The 12,269-nt window shown below is 67.2% G+C and carries 12 protein-coding genes and 1 tRNA gene; 10 read left to right on the plus strand and 3 right to left on the minus strand.

Features of this window, described 5'->3' with window-relative positions; all coding sequences use genetic code 11:
- From QZ607_RS14460 to QZ607_RS14500, 9 genes are all read left to right on the plus strand, one after another.
- A complete protein-coding gene (locus QZ607_RS14460) occupies positions 1-1,281 on the plus strand; it encodes an EH signature domain-containing protein (protein ID WP_295883935.1) in 1,281 nt (426 codons plus the stop codon).
- Positions 1,278-4,169: a DEAD/DEAH box helicase gene (locus QZ607_RS14465; protein WP_295883936.1), complete on the plus strand. Its 2,892-nt coding sequence runs from the start codon at positions 1,278-1,280 to the stop codon at positions 4,167-4,169. Before QZ607_RS14460 ends, QZ607_RS14465 begins: the two co-directional genes overlap by 4 nt.
- Positions 4,170-4,367: 198 nt before the next feature.
- Positions 4,368-4,742, plus strand: a complete 375-nt coding sequence (locus tag QZ607_RS14470) for a hypothetical protein (protein ID WP_295883938.1) — start codon at positions 4,368-4,370, stop codon at positions 4,740-4,742.
- A gap of 70 nt (positions 4,743-4,812) precedes the next feature.
- Entirely contained in the window at positions 4,813-5,040 is a 228-nt protein-coding gene (locus QZ607_RS14475; RefSeq protein WP_295883940.1) for a DUF2281 domain-containing protein, read from the plus strand.
- A gap of 8 nt (positions 5,041-5,048) precedes the next feature.
- Positions 5,049-5,420 (plus strand): type II toxin-antitoxin system VapC family toxin, encoded by a 372-nt coding sequence (locus tag QZ607_RS14480; RefSeq protein ID WP_295884007.1) that lies wholly within the window; start codon positions 5,049-5,051, stop codon positions 5,418-5,420.
- 45 nt (positions 5,421-5,465) lie between these two features.
- Positions 5,466-5,684: a DEAD/DEAH box helicase gene (locus tag QZ607_RS14485; protein ID WP_295884008.1), complete on the plus strand. Its 219-nt coding sequence runs from the start codon at positions 5,466-5,468 to the stop codon at positions 5,682-5,684.
- On the plus strand, positions 5,684-7,762 hold the full coding sequence (locus QZ607_RS14490; protein WP_295883942.1) for a hypothetical protein: 2,079 nt from the start codon (positions 5,684-5,686) through the stop codon (positions 7,760-7,762). The genes QZ607_RS14485 and QZ607_RS14490 overlap by 1 nt, the downstream gene beginning before the upstream one ends.
- Positions 7,763-8,130: 368 nt before the next feature.
- The gene (locus QZ607_RS14495) at positions 8,131-8,373 is read left to right on the plus strand and encodes a DUF4258 domain-containing protein (RefSeq protein WP_295883944.1); all 243 of its coding nucleotides are present in this window, start codon (positions 8,131-8,133) and stop codon (positions 8,371-8,373) included.
- Positions 8,373-8,597, plus strand: a complete 225-nt coding sequence (locus tag QZ607_RS14500; protein ID WP_295883946.1) for a type II toxin-antitoxin system MqsA family antitoxin — start codon at positions 8,373-8,375, stop codon at positions 8,595-8,597. The genes QZ607_RS14495 and QZ607_RS14500 overlap by 1 nt, the downstream gene beginning before the upstream one ends.
- A gap of 311 nt (positions 8,598-8,908) precedes the next feature.
- Here QZ607_RS14500 and QZ607_RS14505 read toward each other — a convergent pair.
- A tRNA-Met gene (locus QZ607_RS14505) sits at positions 8,909-8,985 on the minus strand.
- Positions 8,986-9,148: 163 nt separating this feature from the next.
- Between QZ607_RS14505 and QZ607_RS14510 the strand changes: the two genes are divergently transcribed.
- The gene (locus QZ607_RS14510; RefSeq protein ID WP_295883948.1) at positions 9,149-9,376 is read left to right on the plus strand and encodes a DUF2721 domain-containing protein; all 228 of its coding nucleotides are present in this window, start codon (positions 9,149-9,151) and stop codon (positions 9,374-9,376) included.
- On the opposite strand, the gene ychF is transcribed toward QZ607_RS14510, so the two are convergent.
- On the minus strand, positions 9,366-10,457 hold the full coding sequence (gene ychF, locus QZ607_RS14515; RefSeq protein WP_295883951.1) for a redox-regulated ATPase YchF: 1,092 nt from the start codon (positions 10,455-10,457) through the stop codon (positions 9,366-9,368). The two genes, QZ607_RS14510 and ychF, sit on opposite strands and share 11 nt — an antisense overlap.
- 90 nt (positions 10,458-10,547) lie before the next feature.
- The gene (locus QZ607_RS14520; RefSeq protein WP_295883954.1) at positions 10,548-12,053 is read right to left on the minus strand and encodes a mannose-1-phosphate guanylyltransferase/mannose-6-phosphate isomerase; all 1,506 of its coding nucleotides are present in this window, start codon (positions 12,051-12,053) and stop codon (positions 10,548-10,550) included.
- Positions 12,054-12,269: the final 216 nt, after the last annotated feature.

A 12,269-nucleotide genomic window follows, 5' to 3' on the forward strand; every position in this document is an offset into this window, starting at 1 on the left:
ATGCAGCGCCCACCCTCACCAGATCTCCGACAGGCGACCTACGCGCATCTCGACCGGATTGCGGCGAACGGCGGCCAGGGAATGAGCGGGCTTTCCAGCGCCGAGCTGCGTACCGCGCCCTGGGTCATCTTCGAGCCCTTCGGCGAAGACGCCGGTGCCATCGCACTGGCGGCGCGCGACGGCGTGCTCCCGGCCTACCTTCGCGAGTTGTTCAGGCGCGGCAAGGCGTCCGCGGTGGCGGCACTGATCCATTGCTTTCTGCTCTTTTACCCGCAGCGCCTGCCGCTGTTCGAGCAACTGCGGGAGGTGATTCCGGCGCAGCTGCTTCCGCGCGTTTCCGGTGGGCGCATTGCGCGCTGGAGAGGTTGCGCCGATCAATGCGGACTCTTCGCCGCCGATGCACCGATACAGCTGGCCGCGAGGCTCGCCCAGGCGGAGGAGGCACCGGATCTGGTGCTGGAGCGCTGCTGCCTGGCCGGGCAGCTTACGACGGGAGAATTCGCGCGCGAGGCGTTCAGTCGGTTCCTCGCCGCGACAAGTTCGCAACTGCGAACCGCAAGCGCCAGCACGAACCTGCTGGAGCGCCTGCTCAGCTTATCGCGCCGACCGGATGATGCGCGGCGGTTTCGGTTCGAGCGCGACAGGTTCGCGCTCGTGAACGGCTTGCTGCTGCCGTTTGCCGAGGGCTCGCCGGGGCCGGCCGTCGCGGAGCCGATCAAGGCGTTCATGCTCGACATGCTCGGCGACCCCCGACTCACCGGTACCTGGAACGGCGCGGACCCACGAGCACGGCAAGTCATGCTCGGCTGGATGGTCACCCAGACCCTGGAGGACTTCTTCCGGCTCCTGGAATACGCAGCGAACAGTGATGCCACGGCCCGCCGGCATTGGGCGGCCCGCAAGACGTTCTGGTCGCGCTACCTCAGAGCCGGCGTCATCGCCGACGCCTGGGTGGCGTTGGGGCCGGTCGCGCGCATCGAGGCCAGGGACATGCTGTCCGGCTCCGGGCAAACCTATGCCGTTCTTAAGCCGGGATACAACGTGCAGAAGAATCACTCCGCAATCGTGATGCGAATCGGCAATCTGGTCATCACGGAATGGAGCCACTCCGGCAGCTTCCGAGCCTGGCGATCCGATGCGCCAGCGTGCCCTCGGCTCTACCAAGATACCTACACGCGCAGGGAGTTGGTCACCAACCCCGTTCACGAGCTGGCGCACTACAGCGGTTGGCAATCGCGTGTTGCCGACCTGATCTACGACGAGACGGGCATTCGTTCATGAAGCACGAGACGCGCGATGACGCAGCGCTTCTCAGATGGGAAGCAGAAGCCGGCGGCCTGCGCTTTCGCGTTGCCACCGCATCCGGACAGCCGGTTGCCCCTGCCGATTGGGGATCTCTGACGGTTCGGCACGAAGATGGCCGCGCATCCATTGCACCGCTGCTGACGTTGCTCGAAGACGAGGACTACCTCCCGGACGCCTACGCAAGCATGCTCATTCCGCACGCCCGGGTCGCGGCCTGGGACCGCCACCAGATCGCGCAGCTCGGGCTGCCACCCGTGGCGCCCTTCCACCTGAATATTCGCGGACAAGGCGTGCTGACAAGCCCGGCGTTTCGCTTCCGCCACCAATTGCAGCGCAATGACGGCGTACCGACGATGGGCGCGCGCCGCGAGGGCTGCATCCTGAAGGTCGGCGCGAAATCCTACACGCTGCTCGACCCGGCCTTCTCGCTGATCGAGGGCATGGAGCGCTGCAACGCGACGCCGGAAGGCGACATGGACGCTCGGTTCGCGGCCTGGGACGCGTTGCAGGCGCTGTTGCCCGACGACGCGGTGGTGGATCAGCACTTGCGCGCCATGAACATCGCGCGGGCGGATGCGCTGACCCTGGATGTGCGCGACGGCGATGATTTCGACCCGGTGCTGCTGGCCCACCCGGAACTGGATGAGGCGGCACGCGAGCGCGGCGAGTCTGCCTCCCCCCACGAGCTGCTGGCGCCGGCGGCCCAGCGTGACTTCGGCCGCAAGTTCCGGCAGTTGTCCGATGCGCGCCGGCGTTATGCGCTGCAAGGCAACTGGTTCGTCATGGTGCCGGAGCCGCTGCGGGCCGCACTCGGCATCGTCCGCGAGATGCAGGAGGCATCGGCAGAACGCCGCCGTGCCTTCATCGCGAATCCGCATGCGGGGCTCAAGGAACAGCTCGGGGAGCGTATCGACCCGGAGCTGATCGACAGCCTTTTCCAGGAGACGCCCGCGTTCCTGAGCCAGCGCGTCGAGAAGCTCGGCGAGTGGAATCCGAAACTGCAAGCCTTTGTCCAGGAGGGCGTGACGGATTGGTTCCCAACGGAAGAAGGTGGGGAGAGCGCAGGTGCAGGTCCGCGCGGCAGCGATGCCGACGACGAGCCTACGATTGGCGTTCAGACACAAGCGGGCGTCGTCAACGTCAAGCGCTCGGAGATCGCCGAGGTCGTCGACGGCATCCAATCGGCGCGCGAAGCCGGTCACGACAGCTTCACGTGGCAGGGCCAGTCGGTGCCCACCGACGAGGATACCCAGCGCGCGTTCGAGCGCATCGCGCAGCCCAAGGCGGGCGCACCGCTGGTACCCATCATCAAGGACAACCTGGACGAGGTTGGTTTCGAAGCTGGCACACGCGCCCGCGCAGGCGCGGCCGGGGGGGTCCCGCGGTTGCTGAAGAGCACACTGTTCCCGCACCAGATAGACGGGCTCACGTGGCTCCAGCAGCACTGGGCGGCGGGCTCCAGCGGCTCCCTGCTCGCCGACGACATGGGGCTCGGCAAGACCGTGCAGACGCTCGCCTTCCTGAGCTGGGTGGACGAGCAGACCAGTGATGCCGGCACGCGCAAGCCGCACCTCATCGTCGCACCGACGGGGCTGCTCAAGAACTGGGAGGCTGAGGCCGAGCAGCATCTGGCGGAGCCCGGCCTCGGCGAGCTGTTTCGGGCCTTCGGGGCCGAACTCGCGCTGCTGCGCGAGAAGTCCGGGCATGATCGGCGCCGCTACCTGCGGGATCGCGCGCAGTGGGTGCTGACGACCTACGAAACGCTGCGGGACAAGATCGCGTTGTTCGTCGATGTGCCATGGCGCGTGGTGGTGTTCGATGAGGCGCAGCGGATCAAGAACCCCGGCGCCCGCGTGACCGACATGGCCAAGTCGCTCGATGCCGAGCTGACGCTGGCACTCACCGGCACGCCGGTCGAGAACTCGCTCACGGACCTTTGGTGCATCGTTGACGCTGTGCAGCCCGGCTTGCTCGGCGCGCACAGCGAGTTCAAGTCGACCTACGCCGCGCCGACAGATGCTGACCCGACTGCGCTCGAGCTCCTACAGGCAAAGCTGGAGCGCGAGACGAGCCCGCCGGTGCTGCTGCGGCGCATGAAACAGGACCATCTGGATGGCCTGCCGGAGAAGCATGTGCACCGCATCGAGTGCCCGATGCCTGACGCCCAAGCCGCAGCCTACGACGCGATCGTCGACAGCGTGCGCGGCGGCACCGGCCAGGCCGGCGCGGTGCTGGAAGGCTTGCACGGTCTGCGCAGGGTTTCTCTGCTGCCGGAGAGCATCGCCGAAGCGGGCATCAGCGACGAGACGGTCCAGCACTCGGCGAGGCTTCAAGCCTTGGTCGATGTCTTGGACCAAGTCGCCGCAAAGGGCGAGAAAGCGCTCGTGTTCATCGAGTTTCTGAAGGTGCAGGAGATGCTCGTGCCCTACCTGCGAAGGCGCTACGGCCTGCGACGGGACCCCTTGCGTATCCACGGAGGCACGCCGGGCGCCAAGCGCAAGAAGCACGTCGACGAGTTCCAGCGCGGCGGGGAGCGCGAGCTCGACGTGATGATCCTCTCGCCGAAGGCCGCCGGCGTCGGACTGACGCTCACCGCGGCGAACCACGTTGTGCATCTGTCTCGCTGGTGGAACCCGGCCGTCGAGGACCAATGCACCGATCGCGTCTACCGCATCGGCCAGCATCGAGACGTCCACGTGCACCTGCCGCTCGCGGTGCATCCGCGGTTCGATCAACAAAGCTTCGATCTGAACCTGGATCGGCTGCTGGCGCGCAAGCGGGATCTCAGCGCGAAGGTCTTGGTGCCGCCTGTTGCGTCTGACGGCGACCTGGCGGGGCTCGCTGCGGAGACGCTGGGGCGCTGACCCGCAGGCGCCGCAAGCCGGCTCCATTTGCCGACCGCTCGCGAACCGGCTCGCTGTGCCAGGCAACCTTGTGGCCATCGCCGCAGACGCCGCTGAGGCGCCACCGCAACGACCTGTGGGGGTGCAAAGTCTGGCCGAATGACGGATTCTGAGCCGCTGCTTTGACCCCCAAGCAAGCTGCAGCGCGGAGGTGTCGAGATGACCATGGTCGCGTTCGACCTGCCGGAAGGTGCCTTTGCCGCCCTGCGCAAGGACCCGCATGAGATGGAAGCAGAGCTGCGCATGGCCGCAGTCGCGAAGTCGTACGAGAACTCCCAGTTCATGGAGCCGGTGCTCATCGTCGTGTGCCGTGACACCAAGATTGCGGGCGCCGTCCACGACTGGCTCACCGAAAGACACTGGCGCCGCCGCAGCGCCGCCCTGGTGCAGGAACCGACGGGGGCAGAAGGTGACGGTGCGCATTCCGACGAAAGTGACCGCCCGTTCCGACGAAGCATTATCCCGAGCGGCCGCAGCCTGGACGGCGAATTTCATCGCCCCATGAACGAGCGCGACGCCCACGCGCTCGGCTGAGTGGCAGACTGTGCCGAGCTGGTCGCTATCATGAAGCATCCCGATTCGATGACGCCCTGAGGTAGCCTCGATGACCGTCCCAGCCACGCCCCTGGAGCATGAGCTGCTCGCCACCCTGCGCGAGTTGCCGATGTCGCAGCAACGCGAGGTGTTGGATTTCGCCGCCTTCATCAAGCAACGCGCCCCGGCGCGGGCCGAGGAGCCACGCCCCTTCGGCCTCTGTGCCGGGGAGTTCGAGGTGCCGGACGATTTCGACGCCCCGCTGCCCGACGACGAGCTGCGCACCTTCGAGCAATAAGACTGCTGCTGGATACGCACATCTTCCTGTGGCATCTCACTGGCGCGAAGGCGCTCCCGGGCCATTTGCGAGACGCAATTCGAGACCCGGCCAACGCGGTCTTCCTGAGCCCGGTATCGATCTGGGAGGCGCTGGTCAAGTATCGGCTCGGAAAGTTGCCTCTGCCGGCGTCACCGGAGATCTATCTCCCCGAGCAACGGCGGCGGCACCGCATCGAGACCTTGCCGCTGGACGAGCCGAGTGTCGCGCGCTTAGCGGGCTTGCCGGTCCTCCATCGCGATCCGTTCGACCGCATGCTCGTCTGCCAAGCCTTGGAACATGGCTTGACACTCGCCACCGTCGATCCAGCAGTGCGCGCGTACCCGGTTCCCGTCTGCTGATGGTTAGTCTATGCCCACCAGACACCCCCGCCACCCAAGGACCCGCTGAAGCTCGCCTTCTGGATGGCCACGGGCGCCGGCAAGACCCTGCTGCTGCACCTGAATGTTTTGCAGTTCCAGCATTACGGGCTGTTCAAGCCCGCGAATATCCTCTTGCTGGCACCGACCCGCGGCCTGGCCGATCAACACCTGTCCGAGGCAAGGACTATTGGGTTGCCAACCTGCAAGGCGACCAGGGCAACACCCATGAGGACCTGCTGTTGATGGGCGGGCTGCTGGCCTTCTACCAGCAGCGCCGGTATTTCGACGCCAAGCCCGAAGCCCGCAGCCACTACCTGATCGAGCCGCCGCTGATGGTTTTCATCGGCGACAAGGTGAGCGCCGGCAAGGCACCGGAGGTGCTGGAGGTCATCCGCTTTCTGGATCGGGTCTGCCGCGACAGGGCATGGGCGGAGCGGCTCGCCGCACGCGTGCTGCATGCCGACACCGGCCTGACCCGCCCCGACGGCGCCGACCTGTTCGCAGACCGCTTCCCGTATCTGGCGTCGCTGAACCTGAGCCCGCCGCGCATCGTCGCCGATCTGCGCCGGGACCTGTTTCTGATGCAGGGCGACGCCGACAGCGGCCTGAGTCTGCACCTGATCAAGAGCGCTGAGGGCGAAATCGGCATCCGCGCCCGCGCCAGCGCCCGCGACGCCTATTGCGGCGTCATCAACGTCGGCGACACGACCAACCTGCTGAAGCGCGTCATTGCCGAGACCGCGCTGCACGCGGACGAGGACGACAGCATCAGCCCGTCACTGTTCAAGGGCCTGGACGGCGCCGACAGCACGGTGTCGTTTCTGGTGGGCTCCAAAAAGTTTCTGGAGGGCTGGAGCAGTTGGCGCGTCTCGACCATGGGATTGCTGAAGGTCGGCCAAAACGCCGGCGCCCAGGTGCTGCAACTGTTCGGGCGCGGCATCCGGCTCAAGGGCTTGCAGTTCTCCATGCGCCGCTCGACGGCACTGGACGGGGCGCTGGCGCGCGACCATCCGCCCCATCTGCCGCTGCTGGAGACGCTGAACATCTTCGGCCTGCGCGCCAAGTATCTCGCCACCTTCCTGAATACGCTGCAACGCGAGGACCTGGAGCCGCCGGTGGTCCTGCGCCTGCCCATCGACGTGCAGCCGGGGATCGCCCGCGCGCGGCTGCGCTACCCGAAGGTGCGCGACGACTTCCGCTTCCTGGACCTGAGCATCCGCTTCGACCCGCTGGCGGTCACGGCACAGTTGAACCTGATGCCCGCCATCGGCGTCGGCGACAAGGACGGGTTCGCGACAGCCGCGCAGACCGTGCACTACCAGACACTCGGCGGCGTCCGCGGGCTGCTGCCGATGGAATCCCTGTATCGCCACGCGCTGGCCCACAAGGCGCGCAAGGAGTGGGGCAACCTGTACATCGCGCGCGAGGACATCGACGCCTTTCTGGACCACAGCGCCCATCTCGCCGCGCCGCCGGAGCTGCTGACGCCCCGTTCGCCAAAGGACCTGGACCGGCTCACCAACGCGGCGCGCACGCTGATCGAACAGGGCATCGACCGCTTCTATCTGCGCCGTCAGCGGGCCGCGGAGACGCAGCACGCCCAGCTCGGCTTGTTCGACGACGCCCACGCCAATCTTCCGCGCACCGGCGAGCCGCCGGCGCCCGCCTATGAACTGCATGTGCCGCCAAAGCTGGTCACGGCGGTTGAGGCGATCATCAAGGACCGGCGCAAGCGGCTTCAGGAAGACACCCAAGAGCCCCTGCCGCGCCTGCACCTGGACGAGCACCTATACGCCCCGCTGCTGCTGGCGACCGAGAATCCGCCGGCGGACGCCGAGGTCGTCAAGTCGGTGCCGACCGGGCTCGTCGGGAGCGTGCGACGCTTCGTGGAGGACCTGCGCACCTATTGGCACGACGCCTGGGACGACCCGCATTGGGACGGCATCGACCTGTTCCTGCTGCGCAACCTGCCCAAGAAGGGCATCGGCTTCTTCCAGACCGGCGGCTTCTACCCGGACTTCATGCTCTGGATGCAGCGCGGCGACGCGCAGACCCTCGCCTTCGTCGAGCCCCACGGCGTTGTCCACCAGGAACAGGACAAGCTGGACCTGCTCGCCTACATCCGCGGCGCGCTGGCGAAACAGCTGTCCTTCCCGATCTTCGCCTTCATCGTCACCGATACCGAGCTGAAGCAGATCAAGTGGATCTCCGGCACCGACCAAAACAAACGCGACGAGCTGAGCAAGCGCCACGTGCTGTTGATGGCGGGCGCGGATTACGTCGATGCCATGCTGCGGGAGATCCTGGCCGCGCTGCCATAGACGGCAAGGCCCTTGTTGACCGGAATCGCGTCAGGCAACACTGAAGACGGCCACCGGAGCCCAACACTGGCGATCACGTAACCAGCGCGACGGGACGCAGAGCGTCCGCCCCAGCTCCCACGCTGGAGCGTGGGAGCCAGAGACCGGCACGTGGTCGGACTTGTGATCGACGCCCGCGGTTCGACCAGCAAAGCTTCGATCTGAACCTGGATCGGCTGCTGGCGCGCAAGAGGGCACAGCACCATCGGCGCCGCCCTGGTTGGCAAGGCGCACCGCGAGGCGTACAACACAAGCTTCGACGGCTCGACATTTTCCGCCCACATGATCTGGAAACCGAGGCAATCAATGCCGAGAGCCTGCCCTGCTGGATGCTGGACACGGACTACAACGGCCCGGTATTCATGGCGCGGCAGGTGTTCTTCCCGAAGACCGAGGCCTGGAACAACCTGGATCAGCCGTACCCGAGTGCCCTGCTGCTGGGGCACCCTGGCGGCCAACCGGTGCACGTGGTCGTTGCCCGTAACCCGGTTGACGGCGCCTGCACGGTGATCACCGCGTATCGGCCCCACCCGACATTGTGGGCCGACGACTTCAGAACCCGGAGGCGATGATGCATTGCGTGATCTGCAAGCAGGGCGAAGTCCGGCGCGGCACCGCTACAGTGACGCTGGAACGCGACGGTACAACCATCGTCATCAAGCAGGTTCCGGCGATGGTCTGCGACAACTGCGGCGAATACTACCTGGACGAGGCCGTGACCGAGCGCGTGCTGGCGATGGCGGAGCAAGCCGTGTCGCAGGGCGCTGAGATCGAAGTCCGGCGGTTTGCGGCCTGACGCCGTCGGCAGATCGCGAAGGGCAAGCAACCCGTCAAGGTGCCCGGCCGGCGACCTGCGAGCTCAACCAACCCGAGCAGCGCCGCAGCCAGTGGGCGCGCGAAGCGGCGGTCTACCGTGACCCTCGCCTGGTCAATACGTCCACTGCGCGAACACGGCAAGGTCGCAGTGCGCTATCCGCGAGGCGTTCCCTGACCGGTCACCGACCTTTGCGATCCGCAGCTGAGGTGCAGCTCAGGATCGGACGCGCAAAATCCGGCTGCCCGAACACAAAAAAGCCGCCCGCAGGCGGCTGATTTGATGGGCATTTCTGGTGGCTACGGCTAGATTCGAACTAGCGACATCGGCATTATGAGTGCCGCGCTCTAACCAACTGAGCTACGTAGCCGGAAAAGACCGACAAGTATAGCCTGGGACACGGCGTGCGTCAATTGCTTAGGATCCTCCGCGAGGCTGCGGCAGTGCCGATACCGACGGCCGGGCGCCCCCGACACCGGCGGCAGGTGGCGGGGCCGCCGGCTTCCAAACCACTCTGTCGATTTGGGCCGCACATGCTTCAGGAAACGTCGACCGCGGTGATCGCGATCCTGTTTCTCGCGTCCTTCGTGACCTTCGAAGCGTCCACTGCCGTGGCGCTGCTCTTCATCACCGCCATGGTCGCATTCATCACGGCGCTGCTGTTCCTGCTGCGCGAGATCTCCCTTGCGCTGACCGGGCTCCGCTTTGGCACCGGCACCCCGGCGACGCCATCGCCACCCGGCGAGGACGTCAGACGTTGAACCGGAAGTGGACCACGTCGCCGTCGCGCACGACGTAGTCCTTGCCCTCGCTCCTGAGCTTGCCGGCCTCCTTGGCGCCCTGCTCGCCGTTGCAGGCGATGAAGTCGTCATAGGCGATGACCTCGGCGCGGATGAAGCCGCGCTCGAAGTCGGTGTGAATCACACCGGCGGCCTGGGGGGCGGTGGCGTCCTTCGGGATGGTCCAGGCGCGGCATTCCTTGGGGCCGGCGGTGAAGTAGGTCTCGAGGCCCAGCAGGCGGTAGCCGGCGCGCACGACGCGGTTCAGGCCGGGCTCGTCCAGGCCCAGGTCGGCCATGAACTCGGCGCGCTCGTCCTCGTCGAGCTCGACGATCTCGGCCTCGATGGCGGCGCAGACGGGGACGACCTCGGCGGCCTCTTTGGCCGCATGCTCACGGACGCGATCGAGCAGCGGGTTGTCCTCGAAGCCGTCGTCGGCGACGTTGGCGACGTACATGGTGGGCTTGGCGGTGAGCAGGAAGAGCTCGCGCAGGTCGGCTCGCTCGTCGTCGGTGAGGTCCATGGCGCGCACCGGGTGGCCCTCGTCGAGGTGCGCAGCGACGCGCTCCAGCAGCGCCTTGCGCGCGAGCTGGGTCTTGTCGCCGGTCTTGGAGGCCTTGACGGCGCGCTCCAGGGCCTTGCCGACCGTCTCCAGGTCCGCCAGCGCCAACTCGGTGTCGATGACCTCGATGTCGCGCACAGGGTCCACGCTGCCGGCCACATGGGCCACGTCGTCGTCCTCGAAGCAGCGCACCACATGCGCCACGGCGTCGGTCTCGCGGATGTTGGCGAGGAACTTGTTGCCGAGCCCCTCGCCCCGGGAGGCGCCCGCCACCAGCCCGGCGATGTCCACGAACTGCATGGTGGTGGGGATCACCTGGGCCGGCTTGACGATGGCGGCGATGGCATCGAGCCTGGCATCGGGCAGCGGCACGACGCCGACGTTCGGGTCGATGGTGCAGAAGGGGTAGTTCTCCGCGGCGATCCCGGAGCGGGTCAGCGCGTTGAAGAGGGTGGACTTGCCGACGTTCGGCAGGCCCACGATGCCGCATTTGAAGCCCATGACGAGAGACCGATGGCGTCGCGAAAAACGAAGCCCGCCATCATAGCCCAGGCGCCCGCCCGCTGTCCGCGCCGGCGGCCGGGCCGCCCATCAGCAGCCCTCGCCCGGGGTGCGGTTGTAGACGTCCTCGAAGCGGACGATGTCGTCCTCGCCGAGGTAGCCGCCGGACTGCACCTCGATGATCTCCAGCGGCACCTTGCCCGGGTTCTCCAGCCGGTGGGTGGCGCCGACGGGGATGTAGGTGGACTGGTTCTCGGCGAGCAGGAAGGTGCTGTCGTCGCAGGTGACGCGCGCGGTGCCGGAGACGACGATCCAGTGCTCGGCGCGGTGATGGTGCATCTGCAGCGACAGGGACTCGCCCGGGCTGACGGTGAGGCGCTTCACCTGGTAGCGCGCGCCGGCGTCGATGGACTCGAACGCCCCCCAGGGCCGGTGCACGCGCTGGTGGTGGCGGTGCTCGCTGCGCTGGGCGTCCTTCAGAAACTGGGTCACGGCCTTCACGTCCTGGGCCCGGTCCTTGTCTGCCACCAGCACGGCGTCCGGCGTCTCGACGATGATGCAGTTGTCCACGCCGACCGCAGCCACCATGCGATGCTGCGCCAGCACGAGGTTGTTCTCGGCGTCGTGGACGAAGGCGTCGCCGTCCAGCACGTTGCCGGCGGCGTCCTGCTCGCGCACCTCCCAGAGCGCGGACCAGGCGCCGACATCGGACCAGCCGACGGACAGCGGCAGCACCAGCGCCGGCGGCAGGTCCTCCCCGCCGGTGGCGTCGGCGGACAGGCGTTCCATCACCGCATAGTCGATGGAGTCGCTGGGGCAGGCCGCAAAGCGCTCGGCGTCGAGGCGCTGGAAGTCACCGTCCCGGCCGCCGCCGGCCATGGCCGCCTCGCAGGCCGCCAGGATGTCGGGTCGGAAGCGGCGGATGAGACTGATCCACACCGACGCGCGCAGCATGAAGATGCCGCTGTTCCACAGATGCTCGCCGCTGTCAAGATAGCCCTCGGCGGTGGCGAGGTCCGGCTTCTCGACGAAGGCGTGCAGGCCATAGGCCTTGCCGGCGAGACCCTCCTGCCGGTAGAGCTCGCCCTGACGGATGTAGCCGTAGCCCGTCTCCGGCTTGGTGGGCACGATGCCGAAGGTGATCACGGCGCCCCCGTCGGCGAGCTGGTAACCGTCGGCGACGACGGCGCGAAAGCCCGGAGCATCCGCGATGGTGTGGTCTGCCGGCATCACCAGCAGCACCGGGTCCGCCGCCGGCTCCGTATCCGCAGTGGCCGCCAGCGCCGCGAGGGTGAGGGCCGGCGCCGTGTTGCGGCCGACGGGCTCCAGCAGGATGGACGCACAGCGGCGCTCCAGCACCCGGAACTGCTCGGCCACCAGAAACCGGTGCGCCTCGTTGCAGACCACCAGCGGGTCCTGCACATTGAGCCCCAGCCGCGGATGCTCGGCGGCGAGATGATCCAGGCGCAACGCCGTGGCCTGAAGCATCGTCTGCTCCCCCGCAAGCGGCAGGAACTGCTTGGGATAGGCTTCGCGGGACAACGGCCACAGCCGTGTGCCGGAGCCGCCGGAAAGGATGACGGGGAGCAGTGACATGGCGAGCTTCAGGGGTTTGCCGGGCTTGATGGCGGGATTAAAGCAATCGCCTCCCGGCCGGTCAAACGCCCGAGCGGGCCATCGGTCGAGCGGCAGCCCGAGGCACGACGCTCTGTGCCCGCTCCTGGTATGCTTTGCGGGAATCCCTGATGGCTGACCCGCTTGAGGTCCCGGCGCGGCGCCTTGCAGCGGCATGCGGCCCAAGTGACACCGAGC

The organism is uncultured Thiohalocapsa sp. (assembly GCF_913063425.1).
Lineage (GTDB): Bacteria > Pseudomonadota > Gammaproteobacteria > Chromatiales > Chromatiaceae > Thiohalocapsa.

Coding starts and splice junctions, on each gene's coding strand:
- QZ607_RS14460 (WP_295883935.1), top strand. CDS start 1: ATGCAGCGCCCACCCTCACCAGATCTCCGACAGGCGACCTACGCGCAT.
- QZ607_RS14465 (WP_295883936.1), top strand. CDS start 1,278: ATGAAGCACGAGACGCGCGATGACGCAGCGCTTCTCAGATGGGAAGCA.
- QZ607_RS14470 (WP_295883938.1), top strand. CDS start 4,368: ATGACCATGGTCGCGTTCGACCTGCCGGAAGGTGCCTTTGCCGCCCTG.
- QZ607_RS14475 (WP_295883940.1), top strand. CDS start 4,813: ATGACCGTCCCAGCCACGCCCCTGGAGCATGAGCTGCTCGCCACCCTG.
- QZ607_RS14490 (WP_295883942.1), top strand. CDS start 5,684: ATGGGCGGGCTGCTGGCCTTCTACCAGCAGCGCCGGTATTTCGACGCC.
- QZ607_RS14495 (WP_295883944.1), top strand. CDS start 8,131: ATGCTGGACACGGACTACAACGGCCCGGTATTCATGGCGCGGCAGGTG.
- QZ607_RS14500 (WP_295883946.1), top strand. CDS start 8,373: ATGCATTGCGTGATCTGCAAGCAGGGCGAAGTCCGGCGCGGCACCGCT.
- QZ607_RS14510 (WP_295883948.1), top strand. CDS start 9,149: ATGCTTCAGGAAACGTCGACCGCGGTGATCGCGATCCTGTTTCTCGCG.
- ychF (WP_295883951.1), bottom strand. CDS start 10,457: ATGGGCTTCAAATGCGGCATCGTGGGCCTGCCGAACGTCGGCAAGTCC.
- QZ607_RS14520 (WP_295883954.1), bottom strand. CDS start 12,053: ATGTCACTGCTCCCCGTCATCCTTTCCGGCGGCTCCGGCACACGGCTG.